Genomic DNA, 15,980 nt, shown 5'->3' with positions numbered 1-15,980 from the left:
GCGGGATCTCCCGGGTTCGAGTGGAGTGGGGCGTCTTAGGCAAGGCGACCCTCATACGAAAGGTGAACATACACCGGCTTCGGGGTGCGAAACAGCCGCCGACCAGGACTTTTGAAGACCTTTACCCTTCTATTACTTTGACTCGGGATGATGGAGGCATGCTCCCACCGCGCTCCCGGCGCCTCCGCGTCGTCGCGGCTGCGCTCGCCACGGCCGCCGTCGTCTCCGGCTGCGGCGCCCTCGATCTGGATCCGGGCAGACCCGCGGTGGAGATCCCCGAGGGAATCCCGCCGGGGCCCGGAGCGCCCCTGCCGCCGATCGACGTGGACGCGCCCGGTCGCTCGGCCGACCTGCTCGCCGGCTGGGCGGAACCGCTGGTCGACCCCACCGGAATCGGCCGCACCGCGCTCGAGGCCTACGGCCACGCGGCCGCGGTCATGGCCCGCTCGTCACCAGGGTGCGGTCTGGCCTGGACCACTCTCGCCGGAATCGGCCGTATCGAGAGTCGTCACGGCACCTTCGGTGGATCGTCCGTCGGTCCCGACGGCACCGCGACCCCGCCCATCCGCGGAGTGCCCCTCGACGGCACCGCCGGCAACGCGGAGATCGCCGACACCGACGGCGGAGAACTGGACGGCGACACCGTCTTCGACCGCGCCATGGGACCCATGCAGTTCATCCCCGAGACCTGGCGCAAGTGGGGCGTGGACGCCAACGGGGACGGCCGCGCCGACCCCGACAACCTCGACGACGCCGCGCTCACCGCGGGGCGTTACCTCTGCGCCCGTGGGGGAGACCTCACCACCGCGGAGGGGTGGCAGGCCGCTCTCATGGCCTACAACCTGTCGGGGGTCTACCTGAGGGACGTCCGCGACGCGGCCTCCGCCTACTCCGTCGGTGCCCGGCCGTCCTGACGTCGACCTCCTCCGGCCTGCCCGCCCGATTACCGACCGGCCTCCGGCCTGCCCGCCTGCGCGTCGAATATCGAGCGCGGCGGCTGCGGCGGCTAGTCTGTCTTCGAGCCGCGCCCGACCACGGGTGACCGGTTCGCGCCCGAAGCTGTGTGTTCAACGCCTGACTAGGAGTTCATTCGTGGCCATCATCGAACAGGTCGGAGCTCGCGAGATTCTCGACTCACGTGGCAACCCCACGGTCGAGGTCGAGGTCGCGCTCGACGACGGCACGCTGACCCGTGCAGCGGTGCCCTCGGGCGCCTCCACCGGTGAGCACGAGGCCGTCGAGCTCCGCGACGGCGGCGATCGCTACGGCGGCAAGGGTGTCGAGAAGGCTGTCAACGCCGTGCTCGACGAGATCGCGCCGGCCGTCATCGGCCTCGACGCCATCGAGCAGCGCACGGTCGACCAGGCACTGCTCGACCTCGACGGCACCGCCGACAAGTCGCGCCTCGGCGCGAACGCCCTGCTCGGTGTCTCGCTCGCCGTGGCCAAGGGTGCCGCGGAGTCCGCCGGACTGGAGCTCTTCCGTTACCTGGGTGGACCCAACGCCCACATCCTGCCGGTGCCGATGATGAACATCATCAACGGTGGCGCCCACGCCGACAGCGGCGTCGACGTGCAGGAATTCATGATCGCCCCCATCGGTGCGCCGACCTTCAAGGAGGCCCTGCGCTGGGGCGCCGAGGTCTACCACGCACTGAAGTCGGTCCTCAAGGCCAAGGGCCTGTCGACCGGGCTCGGCGACGAGGGCGGTTTCGCCCCCGACCTCGCGGGCACCAAGGCCGCACTCGACCTCATCTCGGAGGCCGTCGGCAAGACCGGCCTCACGCTGGGCTCCGACATCGCTCTCGCGCTCGATGTCGCCGCCACCGAGTTCTTCACCGCCGGGACGGGATACGCCTTCGAGGGCAACACCCGCACCGCGGAGGAGATGTCGGCGTTCTACGCGGACCTGCTGAACCAGTACCCGCTCGTCTCCATCGAGGATCCGCTCGACGAGAACGACTGGGACGGCTGGGTCGCCCTCACCGACAGCATCGGTGACCGGGTCCAGATCGTCGGCGACGATCTGTTCGTCACCAACCCGGAGCGCCTCGAGGAGGGCATCGTCAAGGGAGCCGCCAACGCTCTCCTGGTGAAGGTCAACCAGATCGGCACGCTGACCGAGACCCTCGACGCCGTCGATCTCGCGCACCGCAGTGGCTACCGCACGATGATGAGCCACCGCAGCGGCGAGACCGAGGACACCACCATCGCCGATCTCGCCGTCGCCGTGGGCAGCGGACAGATCAAGACCGGTGCCCCGGCTCGCAGCGAGCGTGTCGCCAAGTACAACCAGCTGCTGCGCATCGAGGAGGCACTCGGCGACGCCGCGCGCTACTCGGGCGAGCTGGCGTTCCCGCGGCTCGACTTCACCTCGAAGGACAGCTGAGCTCACCGATGGCGGACCGGGACTCTCGACGCAGTGCGGCACGGCCGGGTGGCCGTTCGCCGCGCCGTGACGCGCGTCCCGGTCGATCCACGCGCCGCGACGGGTCCGGGTCCTCGCAGCCCCGGACCGTCGCCGGCGCGGTCAACGACGTCGTCACCGAGGGTGCCGCACTGGTCGGTCGGCGCGGACGCCGCCGCGGCGGCGAGAAGAAGGAGCGCACGTTCCTCGGCCTGTCGACGGGCAAGGCCGTCGTTCTCGCCGTGGTGATCTGCGCTCTCGCCCTGACTCTCGCAGTTCCGTTGCGGACGTACATCTCCCAGCGCGGGGACGCCGCCCAGGTGGCCGCCGAGCGAGTGGCCTTGGAACAGCACGTGGCCGAGCTCCAGATCCGCAAGGACCAGACAGAAGATCCGGCCTACATCACCGCACAGGCACGCGAGCGCCTCGGTTACGTCATGCCCGGCGAGACCCCCTATCAAGTCCAGTTGCCCGGCGCGCGTGCACGATCGGACATCGAGAACGATCCGCCGCCGCCCCCGCCCGGACCCTGGTACAGCGACCTGTGGTCCACGGCGACCACCCCACGGTGACGCCTCGGCGCACGCCGATCCACCCGATCCGGAAATGAGTCAGACCCAGTGAGCGACGTGTCGCGCGAAGACCTCGACGCCGTGTCCGCCCAGCTCGGACGAGAGCCGCGCGGCGTGCTCGAGATCGCCTACCGCACCCCGGACGGCCGTCCCGCCGTCGTCAGGACGGCGCCGAAGCTGCCCGACGGAACGCCGTTCCCCACCCTCTACTACCTCACGGATCCGCGTCTGACGGCCGAGGCGAGCCGCCAGGAATCCGCCGGTGTCATGCGCGAGATGACCGAGCGGCTGCAGCAGGACGAGGAGCTCGCGGCGGCCTACCTGCGTGCCCACGAGGCGTATCTGGCCGAGCGCAACGAGATCGAGTCGCTCGGAACCGATTTCACCGGCGGCGGGATGCCGGACCGGGTCAAGTGTCTGCACGTGTTGATGGCGCACTCGCTGGCCAAGGGGCCGGGTGCCAATCCGCTGGGCGACGAGTCGGTGGCGCTGGCCGCCGAGGGGCCCCTGCGTGGCACGGCCCTGCCCGCGGACTGGCCCACCATCGAGGAGCTCCGAGCATGAGGGTCGCTGCGATCGACTGCGGAACCAACTCCATCCGCCTGCTCGTGGCCGACGTGGACGACGACGGTCTCCGAGACCTCGCGCGTGAGATGCGTGTGGTCCGGCTGGGGCAGGGTGTCGACGCGACCGGGTCGTTCGCACCCGAGGCGATCGACCGCACCGAGGCAGCGCTGCTCGAGTACGTCGACATCATCACCGAGCTGGGCGGTGTCGACGCGGTGCGCATGGTCGCGACGTCGGCCACGCGCGACGCCGACAATCGTGATCTGTTCTTCGACATGACGCGCCGGACCCTCGCCTCCGTCGCGGACGGTGCAGTGGCCGAGGTCATCTCGGGCGACGAGGAGGCTCGTCTGTCCTTCGCCGGGGCGGTCGGCGACCTGGATCCGGACGAGGGGCCGTTCTTGGTGGTCGATCTCGGCGGCGGCTCCACCGAGCTGGTGCTCGGAGATGCCGACGGCGTGCGCGCCGCCTTCTCCGCCGACATCGGATGTGTTCGGCTCACCGAGCGGTGCCTGCGCACCGATCCACCCACCGAGTCCGAGCGCAGGGCAGGGCAGGCCTTCACCTCGGAGCGCCTCCAGCCGGCGTTCGACGCGGTACCCGTGAAAGATGCCCGCACCTGGGTCGGGGTTGCCGGGACCATGACCACCCTCTCGGCCGTGGCACAGAATCTTCCCGCCTACGATCCGGACGCGATCCACTTGTCGCGCATCCCGTTCACCGATCTGCGCGACGTCTGTGATCGTCTGCTCGGCATGACGAGAGCGGACCGTGCCGTGCTCGGCCCGATGCATCCCGGTCGCGTCGACGTCATCGGCGGAGGATCCCTCGTCGCGGCCACACTCGCCGAACACATCGGTGCCGAAGCCGGAATCGACAGCCTGGTCGTGAGCGAGCACGACATCCTCGACGGGATCGCTCTCAGCGTCGCCGGGCGATGATCACTCCGGTCTCGGCCCGAGCTTCCTGACGGTCACCGGAGCGCGGCACTCCCACGCTTCCTCGATCAGTTCACGAAGCTCGTCGACGTCCACCTCGGGTAGTCGCACGAGCACCGACGCGTGACCCTCGTAGTGATCAGTGGTGAAGAACGCTGCCGGGTTCGAGCTGATGAGGGCCTCGCGGTCCTCGACGCTCGGTCTGCGGAGCAGCAGAACGTCGGGCATCTCGTGGACCCGTGCGAACAGTCGGTCCTTCACGCGGAAGCCGGGAGTGCCGTACGACGGCTTCTCCGTCACCTCGCGCAGCGCGAGTGCGATACGTCGGACGTCGTCCTCTGTCGCCATGGACGCAGTGTGCCACCTGCAGTCCTGCATCGCCGCAGATCGAGGGTGCAGTGATGCCTCTTGCCTTCGGGCGGACGCACGGGAAGGGTCGATCGAGGCCGTTGTGGTCCCCGACACACCGATCGCTCGACGACCAGGAGGTCACCATGGCAGTCCGCGACACCGACGCACCCGCGGAGAAGGGGCTGGCGCGAACAGCCCAGGCACTGGCCCGCGGCACCGAGAAGTGGTTCCCCGACGCCTACATCTTCGCGCTGGTCGGCGTGCTCGTGGTGGCGATCGCCGCGTTCGCGAACGGATCGTCGCCGCAGAACGTGGTCGACGCGTTCGGCAACGGATTCTGGGACCTGACGGCGTTCACTCTGCAGATGGCCATGGTCGTGCTCACCGGGTACGTCGTGGCCACGTCGCCACCCGTGGCGCGGCTGATCACGAGACTGGCCGCGCTGCCGAACAATCCACGCACGGCGGTCAGCTTCGTCGCGCTCATGTCGTGCTCGGTGTCGTTCCTGAACTGGGGTCTCAGCCTCGTCTTCGGTGGACTGCTCGCTCGTGCCATCGCCCGGCGACGCGATCTGAGCGTCGACTACCGCGCGCTCGGCGCCGCGGCGTTCATGGGCCTGGGCGCGGTGTGGGCACTGGGCATGTCGTCGTCCGCGGCGCAGCTCCAGGCCACCGCGAGCTCGCTCCCGCCGGCTCTGCTCCGCATCACCGGAGTCCTGGACTTCGGCACCACCATCTTCACCTGGCAGTCACTGGTCATGTGCGTGATCATCATCGTGCTGACGGTGATCATCGCGCACCTCTCCGCTCCCACCGGTGCGGCGATCAAGACCGCCGAGGCCATGGACGTGAACCTCGACGACACCATCGCCGAGCCGCCGACGCGCACCCGTCCGGGCGAGTGGCTCGAGTACAGCCGCATCCTCCCGATCCTCGCCGGGGCGATGACGCTGGGATGGCTGGTGTCGCAACTGCTCTCGAAGCCCGTGCTGTCGGTGGTGAGCAGCCTCAACGGCTACCTGCTGGTGTTCCTGATGCTGGGACTCGTGCTGCACGGCACACCGCGACGGTTCCTCGATGCCGTCGCCAAGGCCGTGCCCGCCACGGCGGGGATCCTGGTGCAGTTCCCGCTGTACGCCGCGATGGCCGCGATTCTGACCACATCCGAAGGGCGGGGCGGAGTCACGGTGTCCGAGCACCTGGCCACGTTCTTCACCGAGGTCGGCGGTGGCGGAGCCTTCGCTGTGGTCATCGCCGTCTACACCGTGATCCTGGGACTCTTCGTCCCGTCGGGCGGAGGCAAGTGGTTGGTCGAGGCGCCGTACGTCATGCAGTCCGCCACCGACGTGCAGATGAACCTCGGCTGGACCGTGCAGATCTACAACGTGGCCGAGGCGCTGCCCAACCTGATCAACCCGTTCTTCATGCTGCCGTTGCTCGCCGTCCTGGGTCTGCGGGCGCGCGATCTCATCGGATTCACGTTCCTGCAGTTCCTCTTCCACTTCCCGGTGGTGCTGCTGCTCGTCTGGCTGCTCGGGACGACGTTCACCTTCGAGCCGCCCGTGATCCCTGCCTGACCGAGCGGTGCGCGCGGCACACCGAGTCGTACTCTGATCGCCATGTCGGAGATCCTGGTGACCGTGTCGGAGTTGTCCGCAGCGCTGACGTCGCCGCGTCCGCCCGTGCTGCTCGACGTGAGATGGGCACTCGGTGATCCCGACAACCACCAGCACTATCTCGACGCGCACATCCCTGGCGCCGTGTTCGTCGACCTGGGCTCGGAACTCGCCGGTCACGGGGAGCCCACCGAAGGGCGGCACCCCTTGCCCCGACTCGACGATCTGCAGATGTATGCGCGGCAGTGGGGCATCGACGCCGACTCGTCCGTCGTCGTTTACGACGCCACCGGCAACATGGCTGCGGCTCGGGCGTGGTGGCTGCTGCGCTGGGCGGGCGTCGAGACCGTGCGCATGCTCGACGGTGGACTCGGCGCGTGGCAGGCGGCCGAACTACCCACGCGGTCGGGCGAGGAGAGGGCGCCGCGAGCTGGGGACGTGACGCTGTCCGAGGGCCATCTGCCGACGGTGACGGCAGACGAGGCCGCGACATTCCCCGGCCGTCTTCTGGACGCACGTGCGGGGGAGCGGTACCTCGGCGAGGTCGAGCCCGTCGATCCCCGTGCCGGCCACATTCCGGGCGCTCTCAGTGCGCCGACGTCGGACAACGTGACCGTCGACGGGACCTTCGCTGCGCCTGCTGTCCTGCGAGATCGGTTCACGACCATGGGTATTCGACCCGGTGACGAGGTGGCCGTCTACTGCGGTTCCGGTGTGACCGCGGCGCACGAGATCGCAGCGCTCGCACTCGCCGGTATCGATGCGGCCTTGTTCCCGGGATCCTGGTCCGCGTGGTCGTCGGATCCCGCGCGACCGGTCGAGACGGGACCAGGCGTCTCCTGAACGGCCCACGATAGGCTGGCCGCGAGCAGGCCCCTATAGCCCAATTGGCAGAGGCAGAGGACTTAAAATCCTTGTGTTCCGGGTTCGAGTCCCGGTGGGGGCACCGACACCGTCCTTCCGTCCTCTCGCCACGTCACGTCGATACGTTCGTGGTGTTTACAGGAACTCCCTACGGGTATCGACCTGACCCAGCGCGGTCGACGCACTGAGCCGCGCGCTCGTTCCCGGCCGGGCGACGGCCGGAGACCAGGCATCGGCCCGACTGTTCCACGACTCGTCCGGTGTCGGAAAGGGAGAACCCCATGGTGTCGAGAGCAGACGACATGGACCGGACGGCCGACGTCGACGACGTGGTGGCGATCGTGCAGAGACGACGCGCTGCCGTACGAGAGAACGCCCCCGCAGAAGAGGTGTTCAGATTGATGGCACTCGAGCGACTGCTCGCCGAGCGTCGTCGAACGGGGGGCGGGCTGCCCGCGACGCTGAGCGATGCGTCATGACCGGGGACATCGGCGTCGAGGTGGACCAGGTGTTCGAGGCCCGGCCGTCACGGGGATCGATGTACATCCCGGTCGACCTCATCCCGTTGCTCAGCGCCCACTTCGCATCGCACCGCGACAGATTGCTCGAATGCGGTGACACCTGGCGCGCCGCGCGAGCGGAGCGAGTGCTCGACGAGTTGGCGAATGGATTCACCGTGGGCGTGGCCCGATCGGACACCGGAGACGCGGCAACCGACGAGCCCTGAAAGGACTCGGTGATCTCATGCTCGAGAAGCACTGTGAGGACGACGCACGGCACATGGCTCGGAGCCCCTCGGATGCGGCTCTGACCTCCGTCGCCGAGGTGGTCGGGAAGATGACCTCGTTCCTCGAATCCATCGGAGACGTGGACGCGACGCTGGAACAGATGTGCGACAACCTCGTCGACGCCGTACCCGGAGCCGACGCGGCAGGCGTGACAGTCATTCGACGGGGAAGACCGGTGACGATCGTGGTCACCGACGGGTGCGTCCGAGCTGTCGACCGTGCTCAGTACGACGCCGACGAGGGCCCGTGCCTGGAGGCCGCGGCGACCCGGACGCCGGTCCGTGTGACGAGCGGGGTTGCCGCGCAGAGGTATCCCGAGTTCTGGACACGGAACGCGGACACGGGAATGCGGAGCTTCCTGTCCACACCGGTGTCGGTGGGCGATGAGCGCTACGGGGCTCTCAACCTCTACAGCCGGAGCGATCACGGGTTCGAGTACGCGGACGCGGACACGTCGACGATCTGTGTCACCGTGGTGGAGTCGTTGCTCGCGATCGCCCGGCGAGCCGACGACGCCCAACGTCAGGTGGACGGTCTTCGAGCGGCGCTCGAGTCACGCGCGGTCATCGATCAGTGCAAGGGCATCGTCCTGGTCGTCCTCGACATCACGGACGATCAGGCTTTCGCACTGATCAGGTGGCGGTCGCAGGAGACGAATACTCCAGTTCGGCTGTTGTGCAGACAGATCCTCGCCGATCTCAGTGCTGAACCACTGGGAGAGGGACTCGAGTCCACTGTGGGAACCGTCCTCATGACCGCGCACACCCGGGTGGCGGCGGGCGGGTGACAGTTCGGCGACACGGATGGGGCCCGGGGTTGGCGTCTCCCCGCGTCGGGTACGCCGGTGGCATGGCAGAACCCGTTGGTCCTGATGTCGTCGTGTTCGATGTGGTCGGCACACTCGCCGATCTCGGCATCGTACGCGACAGGTTCATCTCGGTGGCGCCGCCGTCGTCGTCGTTCGACGGATGGTTCGCGCACCTGTTGCGTGACGGCATGGCGCTGACCCTGTCCGGTGCGTACGAGCCGTTCGCCGTCGTGGCATCGTCCGCTCTGCGGGCGTACACCCGTGGGTTCGTCTCCGACGCCGACATCGAGCACGTCGTCGGAGGGTTCGCCGAGACGACACCGCACCCGGACGTCGTCGCGGCACTCGACGCCGCTGTCGCCAGTGGTGCGCGAGTGTTCACCCTGTCCAACGGAAGCGCGGACTCGACAGCAGGGTTCCTCGACCGGGCGGGTGTGTCCGATCGGGTCGAACGAGTGCTCAGCATCGACGACGTCCGCGCGTGGAAGCCGGCAGCGGCGCCGTACGAGCTGGCGGTGTCGAGCGCCGGAGTCACCGCGGACCGGTGCGCGATGGTGGCGGTGCACTCCTGGGATCTCCAGGGCGCAGGACGCGTGGGAATGCGCACCGGATGGTGCCGCCGCGAGGAGAAGGTGCCCAGTGCCGCCTTCGGCGAGGCCGACGTCTCGTCGCAGACGCTCGACGGTGTGGTGCGTGCACTGTTCGACTCGACCGACGAGTGAGCAGCCACTGCCAATCGACGACGAAACGCGGCACGCCGGCCGCGCAGAGCGAATCCGGTGCACTGAACCGCGTACAGCGCGGACTGCTGCACCGGATCCCACCGCCCGATCGAGCGCTGGGGCCACCGCGCCGGACTCGTCATCGGTCGGACCACACCATCGTCGTGATGCAGAACGGATGTCCGGCCGGATCGAGGAGAACAGCCCACCGAGAATCGACCTGTGACTCGGACTGTCGCGCGCCACAGGATTCTGCGTACCGGACTGCACCGGCCAGGTCGTAGCCCGCGTCGATGTCCAGATGCACCACGGCGGTTCCGGGCCACTCGGGAGGTGTGTACTCCTCGACCTTCTGCGCCACCAGGACGAGCCCCTCATCGGTGCGCATCCCGGACGCCTGGTCGTCACCCCAGAGTCGACGACCACCGAGGAGGGCCAGATAGAACCGAACGAGTTCCTCCGGATCGGCACAATCCAGAGAGATGCCTGCGGTGGGTAACGGCCCCCTCGTCGTCGGGGCGACGTCGCGCTCGCGCTCCACGACGTACCGCCGTTCGATGCCCGCCGTCCGTCTGCCCCACTCACTCGACGAGACTCGCTCCTGATGTCGTGCGAAGGCGGCGTCGTCGGTGAAGTACTCGTCCACCTGCCACACGAGGGGTCGTCGCTCTGCTGGACGTCGAAGGACACGCAGCCCGGCTCGGCCCGCGTCAGCTCGACATGGCGGGGCAGACACTCCGACACGACGGCCGACTCGGCATCGTCCCGACAGATCAGCTGACCGCTGAGGTGGACGTGCGGGCGCATGCGCTGCTCCTCGTCGATGTGCTGCTGAGGGGTGTTCGAAGACGATTCTCTCCTGCGGGCGCGGGAATCCCGGTGTTCGGGAGTGCATGGTTCACCGGCGTCACGGCAACGTGTGCCCTGCAGCGCGTAAGAGGCGGTACCACTGCTCCCGGCTCAGAACCACGTCCGAGCCGGCGGCAGCTTCCCGCACGCGGCCGGGGTTGGTGGTTCCGAGCACCACTTGAATGTTCGCCGGGTGCCGGGTGATCCACGCGGTGGCGATCGCGGTGGGCGTGGTTCCGAACTGGGAGGCGAGCTCGCGGAGCGCGTCGTCCAGTTCGGGGTAGTTCTCGCGATCACCGAGGAACACGCCGTCCGACGTCCCCTTCTGGAACGGTGACCACGCCTGCAGAGTGACGCCGTTCAGTCGCGCGTGATCGAGCAGACCGTTGTCGCGGTCGACCGACTGCTCGAGCCCGGCGATGTTCGCCGCGAGACCGGCCGCCACGAGCGGTGCATGCGTGATGCTCAGCTGGACCTGGTTCACGATCAGAGGCTGTCGCACCTCGGTCTTCAGCACCTCGATCTGTCCGGGAGTGTGGTTCGAGACTCCGAAATGCCGCACCTTGCCCGCCGTGTGCAGCGTGTCGAAGGCCGCCGCGACTTCGGCCGGCTCCACGAGGGTGTCCGGCCGGTGCAGCAACAGGACGTCGAGGTGATCGGTACGCAAGGCGGCGAGAGACTCGTCGACGGTGGTCAGGATGTGCTCGGACGAGAAGTCGTAGAACCCTTCTCGGATGCCCACCTTGCTCTGGACGATGACGTCGTCTCGATCCGACGCGAACGACACGGCGTCGCCGAACCTGCGCTCGCAGGCGTGACGATCGCTGCCGTAGATGTCCGCGTGGTCGAAGACCGACACTCCCACATCACGCGCGGTGCCGACGAGTGTTCGGATCTCCTCGTCGCTCAGCGTCTCGATGCGCATGAGGCCGAGCACGACGCTGGACGCGCGGAGATCGGTGCCGGGTAGCTCGTAGGTCTTCATCTGCACCTGACTACCCGCCGCGAACCGCCCGGCGCAACCGTGGAATCGTCAGAAGCCCCCACCCGGCATCGCGCCGCCGCCCATTCCGGTCGACTCCTGTTGCGTGACACTGTTCGCGTAGTCGTTGCTCGGGTCGCGGTAGATGGTGTGGACGTGGCCCCACCCCGAGGTGGTGACGCCCGCGACGTCCGCCCCGGCCGAGCCCTGCTGTGCTGCGAACTCGACGTAGACGTCCGGTCCGCTGATCTGGAAGTGGATTCCGTCGCCCTGGCTCATGTCGTAGGTGGTCGCGCCGGACCAGTTCACGTAGGTCGTGTCGAGCGTCGCCTCGATGGTCGCGAGCGCGTCGGCGGTGGTCTCCTCGTCGGCCATGCCGGCCCAGTTCGCGATGACCTGCAGGAGCAGTTGCTTCTGCTCGTCGGTGAGGTCGGCGCCGGAAAGTCCGCTGCCGGTGGGGAAGTCGCAGGTGCTGCCGGGCGCGCACACCATGGCCGCGACGTCCGATCCCTGGTAGAGGGTGGTCTTCTGCTCGTCGGTGAGGCTGTCGTAGAAGGCGAAGGCGTCGGTGTAGATGCCGTCGAACGGCTGCACGTCGGTGCCGTCGGCAGTGGTGTACTCGGCGGGTTGGACGCCGAGGTGGGTGGGGGCGAAGGTGACGGCGTCGGCGGCGCCGTCGAGGGTGGCGTTGATGCCGAGGTGGTGTCCGCCGAACTGGATCTCCCAGGCGCTGGTGTCGGACGGGTCGCCGAAGAAGGCGATGTAGTACTGGCCGAGTGAGTCCTCGGTGGAGGTGCTGTTCTCGTGCAGGTACTCGTCGCCGCCCATGATGCCGGTGACGGTCGAGTAGGCGTCGTCGCCGAGCATCGACTCGAGCACGGTCATGGCGGCGGCGCGCTGCTCGTCGGTGAGGTCGGCGAGGTTCAGGCCGGCGCGGTCGACGAACGTGACGGGGAAGTTGGACCAGGACGTCGTCTTGGTCTCGTCGTCGTAGGCATAGGTGACCTGCTCGCGCTGCGCGTCGGTGAGCGTCGCCAGGAAGGCCTCGGCGGCCGTGGCGCTGTCGCTGATCGTGGCCGCGGTGGTGGTCGCGCCCTCGGTGACGGAGGCGGTGGACACGGCGGCCTCCTGGCTCGTGGTGGCGGAGGCCGGTGTCGCCGCGTTCTCGGTGGCGGCGCTGCAGCCGCCGAGCAGCAGACTGCCGGCCACGAGAACAGAGGCGAGGGCCGTGCGGCCGCCTCGCGGGAAGCCGGCGGGTGTGGGGGTTCTGTAGAACATCATGGGTCGGACGTTACGAATGCTTCCTGCACCCGCGGTGCGAGGACGCTGGACGTTTCCTGTGAACGACCTGCGTAACGATCCCGCACCGATGTGAATCATGGTGCAGATGAGACAGATGGGACTGGGAGACTGCATCGGTGACGACCCTCCGACGCAGGCGACTGTCCGGCCTACCGATGGTGCTTCTCGCCGTGGCGAGCCTGCTCGTCGCCGCCCCGGCGAGCAGTGCTGCCGCTCCAGCGGAATGGACCTACACGATGGTCGCGTTCAGCAATGCCAGCGACCGTGACCTCGACGTGTATCGGTCGTCGGACGGGACCACGTTCACGCCGGAGCGTACGTCCGCGTTCCGACCGCCGTCGGGACTGATGCGGGACCCCAGCATCTTTCGCCACACCGACGGGTCGTACCGCCTCACCTACACGACGGCCGACGGTGCGAACATCGGCTTCGCTCGCAGCCCGGACCGGGTGAACTGGACGTTCACAGGTACCCAGCCGGTGCCGTTCTGTTGCGCGTTCATGCCCGGCACCGGAGACGGCAAGGGCCCACGCATCCCGTTCTTCTCCGAGTCGGCAGGCTTCGCCGACGGCCCGTCGCTGTCGCCGTTCGTCACCAAGGCCTGGGCTCCGGAATGGTTCGTCGACGGCGACAGGGTGCACGTCGTCCTGTCGTTGTCGACCGGTGGCGGCTTCGTGCCGTACCTGATGACGGCACTCGACGACTCTCTGAGTTCGTGGAGCATTCCGGTGCCACTCGACGGGATCGGAGCCGACCACATCGACACGACGATCGTGAAGGTCGGATCCACGTACCACGCGTTCACCAAGAACGAGACGAAGAAGTTCGTCGAGCATGCCGTCGCGCCGACCGTGCTCGGGCCCTACCGCTTCGTCGCCCCCGGCGCGTGGGGTTCCATGGTCGAGGGTCCGGCTCTGGTCCAGCTGCCGAACGACGTGTGGCGCATCTACCTCGATGCCTACATCGACGGGAAGTACCTGTACTCCGACAGCACGGACGGTCTCGCCACATGGTCCCCGGTGCAGGAGCTGCCCGGGGTGTCCGGAACCGCGCGGCACTTCGGTGTGATGCGAGAACCCGCGTGATCCGCACCGGACGTCGCTGACGACGTGGGACGAGTCGTCGCCGCGGGACTCACCGGTGTCCTGCTCGGTCTGCTGCCCGGGCTGCTGTGGATCGTGTCCGCCTTCGTCGGTCTGCCGCCCGACGCGTCCGTGGCGTTCCCCGTGGACGGGTTGCTCATCCTCTACGTGGGGAGCGTCGCGGCGGCATACGTTCTCGCGCTGCTCGCCGTGTTCCTGACGCTGAGGCTGACCTCCGATCCTCTGGTCCGGCGCACGACGACGGCGGTGGCAGTGGCGCTTCCCCTCGGCGCGGTGGTCGCGACGGCGGCCGCACTGGGAGCAGGCCTGCTGTTCTCCTTCGACGCATCCGTGACCATGTGGTCCGCCCTGACGATCGTCGTCGTGCTCGTCCTCGCGAGCACCTTCGCCGGCGCACGACGCTGGGCGCACACCGACCGGTGAACGCCGCGCGGACCCAGCGTCGTCAGGGCTTGCCGCGTGCCGGGGTCTGGTACGCGACGCCGTGCCGGAGCGGCGTGTGGTCGGTGGGGGAGTGCTCCGGACCGACGTTCGACTGCCGCGGGGTGTCCGACACCTCGGGAGCGGCGGACGGGTCCCCTCCGGAGGGTTCGGCTCCGGCGCGCAGTTCGCCGAGACGAGCAGTGAGAATCTTCAAGACCTGAGGGCGATTCGCCGCATCGCGCTCGTGAGCGATCAGCCGCTCCATCTGATCCTGATCGAGCGCTCGGCAACGGTGCTGAATGGTCCCCACCGTGAGCTGGTCGTAGTCGGGTAGTGGTGTGGTCGCGTCGTCTGCAGTCATGGGTGCGGCCTACCCGAGCTGTCACGCCACAAACGAGGGTGATCAGTCAGCGATTGCCATTACCGTTCCCGGAGTTACCGTTGCCGTTCCCGGGATTGCCGTTGCCCGAGTTGCCGTTCCCGGAATTGCCGTTGCCAGAGTTGCCGTTGCCGGGTGCTGCGGGTTGCGGAACGACGGGTGCGGGAGCGACCGTCGTCGTCTCGACGACTGGTGGCGCGACCTCCGGGACCGTCTCGGGAACCGGGACAGGGGTGGCCGTCGGCTCCGACGTCGTCTCGACCACCACGGACGTGCTCGGCAGCGGCGGCTCCGTCGTCGGTTCACCGTCCGACCCCGCTCCGCGGATCGCGAGCACCGTGACGAGCGCCGCGCAGATTCCCAGCGCGGCGAGTACCCACGGCACGGCGGATCGACGGCCCGACACGACGGCGGCCGGCGTCGCCATCGGGGTCGCGAGGACCGCGGTGTCGGTGTCCTCGGTGAGGGTGTGCAGCCGGTGAGCCACGTCGGCGGCGGTCGGGCGCGCCGTCGGCGTCCGGGAGGTCATGTCGGTCAGCAGCGACACCCACGTAGGCCCGAGTTCGACGGGGATCACCGGGTCGCGATGCAGACGGGCTATCGCGGCGGCGATCGCGCTGCCCTCGAACACCATTCGTCCCGTGAGGCACTCGGTCAGGACAAGGCCCAGCGAGTAGACGTCGGAGGCCGGCCCCGTCGCCTCGCCGGTCGCCTGCTCCGGGCTGAGGTAGTGCGCCGTCCCGACGGCGGTGCCGTGCTCGGTCATCGGGTCGGAGTCGACGATGCGCGCGATACCGAAGTCGGTGAGCTTCGCTCGCAGTCCCGCGTCGTCGTCGCGGGTGATCAGGATGTTGGCAGGCTTGACGTCGCGGTGGACGATGCCCGACGCGTGGATGTGTGCCAGTGCCTGCGCCACCTGGTGGCCCATCTGCCGGATCACCTCGGGCGGCAGGGTGCCGCCCGCGCGGAACGTGGACAGCGTGGTGCCGTCCACGAACTCCATCACCAGGTAGGGCCCGTCGTAGCCGACGACGTCGGACTCGGAGCCGGCGTCGTGGAGCGTGACCAGGCCGGGGTGGGTCAGCGACGCGAGGGTGCGCATCTCGCTGTCGATGCGTCGACGGTCGTGCGGCGTGTGGTCGTCGCTGCGGAACAACTTCACCGCCACGGCCCGGCCCAGCGTCCGATCGGTCGCCCGGAACACGTCCGAGACGCCACCGCGGCCCAGGACAGGTCCGAGGAGGTAGCGACCGGCGACGATGCGGGGTGCGGCCACCTGCTCAGCCATTCATCGCACCTGTCGACCGGTT

19 protein-coding genes and 1 tRNA gene are annotated in these 15,980 nt (G+C 68.5%); 14 read left to right on the top strand and 6 right to left on the bottom strand.

Annotated features, from left to right (window positions below):
• Positions 1-158: 158 nt before the first annotated feature.
• The 5 genes from QE449_RS16005 (at position 159) to QE449_RS15985 (ending at position 4,486) form a co-directional block, all read left to right on the top strand.
• A complete protein-coding gene (locus QE449_RS16005) occupies positions 159-914 on the top strand; it encodes a lytic transglycosylase domain-containing protein (RefSeq protein ID WP_027504062.1) in 756 nt (251 codons plus the stop codon).
• Positions 915-1,092: 178 nt separating this feature from the next.
• Entirely contained in the window at positions 1,093-2,388 is a 1,296-nt protein-coding gene (gene eno, locus QE449_RS16000) for a phosphopyruvate hydratase (RefSeq protein WP_027504061.1), read from the top strand.
• Between the two features lie 8 nt (positions 2,389-2,396).
• Complete coding sequence (locus QE449_RS15995) at positions 2,397-2,978, top strand: septum formation initiator family protein (protein ID WP_307109143.1); 582 nt, start codon at positions 2,397-2,399, stop codon at positions 2,976-2,978.
• Positions 2,979-3,026: 48 nt separating this feature from the next.
• Positions 3,027-3,542 carry a DUF501 domain-containing protein gene (locus QE449_RS15990; RefSeq protein ID WP_307109142.1) on the top strand — a complete coding sequence of 172 codons (516 nt, stop codon included), beginning with the start codon at positions 3,027-3,029 and terminating at the stop codon, positions 3,540-3,542.
• The gene (locus QE449_RS15985; RefSeq protein WP_285188168.1) at positions 3,539-4,486 is read left to right on the top strand and encodes a Ppx/GppA phosphatase family protein; all 948 of its coding nucleotides are present in this window, start codon (positions 3,539-3,541) and stop codon (positions 4,484-4,486) included. Before QE449_RS15990 ends, QE449_RS15985 begins: the two co-directional genes overlap by 4 nt.
• On the opposite strand, the gene QE449_RS15980 is transcribed toward QE449_RS15985, so the two are convergent.
• On the bottom strand, positions 4,487-4,831 hold the full coding sequence (locus QE449_RS15980) for an MmcQ/YjbR family DNA-binding protein (protein WP_222638284.1): 345 nt from the start codon (positions 4,829-4,831) through the stop codon (positions 4,487-4,489).
• Between the two features lie 146 nt (positions 4,832-4,977).
• On the opposite strand from QE449_RS15980, the gene QE449_RS15975 reads away from it, so the two are divergent.
• The 7 genes from QE449_RS15975 (at position 4,978) to QE449_RS15945 (ending at position 9,632) form a co-directional block, all read left to right on the top strand.
• Positions 4,978-6,411 carry a short-chain fatty acid transporter gene (locus QE449_RS15975; protein WP_056447560.1) on the top strand — a complete coding sequence of 478 codons (1,434 nt, stop codon included), beginning with the start codon at positions 4,978-4,980 and terminating at the stop codon, positions 6,409-6,411.
• 42 nt (positions 6,412-6,453) lie between these two features.
• On the top strand, positions 6,454-7,293 hold the full coding sequence (locus QE449_RS15970) for a sulfurtransferase (RefSeq protein WP_307109141.1): 840 nt from the start codon (positions 6,454-6,456) through the stop codon (positions 7,291-7,293).
• Between the two features lie 29 nt (positions 7,294-7,322).
• A tRNA-Leu gene (locus QE449_RS15965) sits at positions 7,323-7,396 on the top strand.
• Positions 7,397-7,595: 199 nt separating this feature from the next.
• Positions 7,596-7,793 carry a hypothetical protein gene (locus tag QE449_RS15960; protein WP_222627594.1) on the top strand — a complete coding sequence of 66 codons (198 nt, stop codon included), beginning with the start codon at positions 7,596-7,598 and terminating at the stop codon, positions 7,791-7,793.
• On the top strand, positions 7,790-8,041 hold the full coding sequence (locus tag QE449_RS15955) for a hypothetical protein (RefSeq protein WP_307109140.1): 252 nt from the start codon (positions 7,790-7,792) through the stop codon (positions 8,039-8,041). Before QE449_RS15960 ends, QE449_RS15955 begins: the two co-directional genes overlap by 4 nt.
• A gap of 17 nt (positions 8,042-8,058) precedes the next feature.
• Positions 8,059-8,889 carry a GAF and ANTAR domain-containing protein gene (locus QE449_RS15950; protein ID WP_307109139.1) on the top strand — a complete coding sequence of 277 codons (831 nt, stop codon included), beginning with the start codon at positions 8,059-8,061 and terminating at the stop codon, positions 8,887-8,889.
• Between the two features lie 62 nt (positions 8,890-8,951).
• Positions 8,952-9,632: a haloacid dehalogenase type II gene (locus tag QE449_RS15945; protein WP_307109138.1), complete on the top strand. Its 681-nt coding sequence runs from the start codon at positions 8,952-8,954 to the stop codon at positions 9,630-9,632.
• Positions 9,633-9,771: 139 nt separating this feature from the next.
• Here the strand turns inward: QE449_RS15945 and QE449_RS15940 are convergent, their stop codons facing one another.
• The 3 genes from QE449_RS15940 to QE449_RS15930 form a co-directional block, all read right to left on the bottom strand.
• Positions 9,772-10,287, bottom strand: coding sequence for a VOC family protein (locus QE449_RS15940; RefSeq protein WP_307109137.1), 516 nt, complete (start codon positions 10,285-10,287; stop codon positions 9,772-9,774).
• Positions 10,288-10,539: 252 nt separating this feature from the next.
• Positions 10,540-11,466: an aldo/keto reductase family oxidoreductase gene (locus QE449_RS15935; RefSeq protein ID WP_307109136.1), complete on the bottom strand. Its 927-nt coding sequence runs from the start codon at positions 11,464-11,466 to the stop codon at positions 10,540-10,542.
• Positions 11,467-11,514: 48 nt separating this feature from the next.
• Complete coding sequence (locus QE449_RS15930) at positions 11,515-12,744, bottom strand: DUF3500 domain-containing protein (RefSeq protein WP_373428306.1); 1,230 nt, start codon at positions 12,742-12,744, stop codon at positions 11,515-11,517.
• A 176-nt stretch (positions 12,745-12,920) separates the two neighbouring features.
• Here QE449_RS15930 and QE449_RS15925 point away from each other — a divergent pair, with 176 nt between their 5' ends.
• Both QE449_RS15925 and QE449_RS15920 read left to right on the top strand, forming a co-directional pair.
• Positions 12,921-13,850, top strand: a complete 930-nt coding sequence (locus tag QE449_RS15925) for a glycoside hydrolase family 43 protein (protein WP_051612951.1) — start codon at positions 12,921-12,923, stop codon at positions 13,848-13,850.
• 24 nt (positions 13,851-13,874) lie between these two features.
• A complete protein-coding gene (locus tag QE449_RS15920) occupies positions 13,875-14,291 on the top strand; it encodes a hypothetical protein (RefSeq protein ID WP_027504051.1) in 417 nt (138 codons plus the stop codon).
• A gap of 22 nt (positions 14,292-14,313) precedes the next feature.
• On the opposite strand, the gene QE449_RS15915 is transcribed toward QE449_RS15920, so the two are convergent.
• The gene (locus QE449_RS15915) at positions 14,314-14,652 is read right to left on the bottom strand and encodes a hypothetical protein (protein ID WP_222627582.1); all 339 of its coding nucleotides are present in this window, start codon (positions 14,650-14,652) and stop codon (positions 14,314-14,316) included.
• Between the two features lie 46 nt (positions 14,653-14,698).
• Complete coding sequence (locus QE449_RS15910; RefSeq protein ID WP_307109135.1) at positions 14,699-15,958, bottom strand: serine/threonine-protein kinase; 1,260 nt, start codon at positions 15,956-15,958, stop codon at positions 14,699-14,701.
• Positions 15,959-15,980: the final 22 nt, after the last annotated feature.

Source organism: Rhodococcus sp. SORGH_AS_0303 (assembly GCF_030819335.1).
In the GTDB taxonomy this organism is placed as follows: domain Bacteria; phylum Actinomycetota; class Actinomycetes; order Mycobacteriales; family Mycobacteriaceae; genus Rhodococcoides.
The sequence above is the reverse complement of the archived record's forward strand: the minus strand, read 5'-3'. Positions and strand labels throughout refer to the sequence as shown.

What these genes read in the sequence shown, in the direction of transcription:
- QE449_RS16005 (WP_027504062.1), top strand. Translation starts at nt 159, where the DNA reads ATGCTCCCACCGCGCTCCCGGCGCCTCCGCGTCGTCGCGGCTGCGCTC.
- QE449_RS15995 (WP_307109143.1), top strand. Translation starts at nt 2,397, where the DNA reads ATGGCGGACCGGGACTCTCGACGCAGTGCGGCACGGCCGGGTGGCCGT.
- QE449_RS15985 (WP_285188168.1), top strand. Translation starts at nt 3,539, where the DNA reads ATGAGGGTCGCTGCGATCGACTGCGGAACCAACTCCATCCGCCTGCTC.
- QE449_RS15980 (WP_222638284.1), bottom strand. Translation starts at nt 4,831, where the DNA reads ATGGCGACAGAGGACGACGTCCGACGTATCGCACTCGCGCTGCGCGAG.
- QE449_RS15975 (WP_056447560.1), top strand. Translation starts at nt 4,978, where the DNA reads ATGGCAGTCCGCGACACCGACGCACCCGCGGAGAAGGGGCTGGCGCGA.
- QE449_RS15970 (WP_307109141.1), top strand. Translation starts at nt 6,454, where the DNA reads ATGTCGGAGATCCTGGTGACCGTGTCGGAGTTGTCCGCAGCGCTGACG.
- QE449_RS15960 (WP_222627594.1), top strand. Translation starts at nt 7,596, where the DNA reads ATGGTGTCGAGAGCAGACGACATGGACCGGACGGCCGACGTCGACGAC.
- QE449_RS15955 (WP_307109140.1), top strand. Translation starts at nt 7,790, where the DNA reads ATGACCGGGGACATCGGCGTCGAGGTGGACCAGGTGTTCGAGGCCCGG.
- QE449_RS15950 (WP_307109139.1), top strand. Translation starts at nt 8,059, where the DNA reads ATGCTCGAGAAGCACTGTGAGGACGACGCACGGCACATGGCTCGGAGC.
- QE449_RS15945 (WP_307109138.1), top strand. Translation starts at nt 8,952, where the DNA reads ATGGCAGAACCCGTTGGTCCTGATGTCGTCGTGTTCGATGTGGTCGGC.
- QE449_RS15935 (WP_307109136.1), bottom strand. Translation starts at nt 11,466, where the DNA reads ATGAAGACCTACGAGCTACCCGGCACCGATCTCCGCGCGTCCAGCGTC.
- QE449_RS15930 (WP_373428306.1), bottom strand. Translation starts at nt 12,744, where the DNA reads ATGATGTTCTACAGAACCCCCACACCCGCCGGCTTCCCGCGAGGCGGC.
- QE449_RS15925 (WP_051612951.1), top strand. Translation starts at nt 12,921, where the DNA reads ATGGTGCTTCTCGCCGTGGCGAGCCTGCTCGTCGCCGCCCCGGCGAGC.
- QE449_RS15915 (WP_222627582.1), bottom strand. Translation starts at nt 14,652, where the DNA reads ATGACTGCAGACGACGCGACCACACCACTACCCGACTACGACCAGCTC.
- QE449_RS15910 (WP_307109135.1), bottom strand. Translation starts at nt 15,958, where the DNA reads ATGGCTGAGCAGGTGGCCGCACCCCGCATCGTCGCCGGTCGCTACCTC.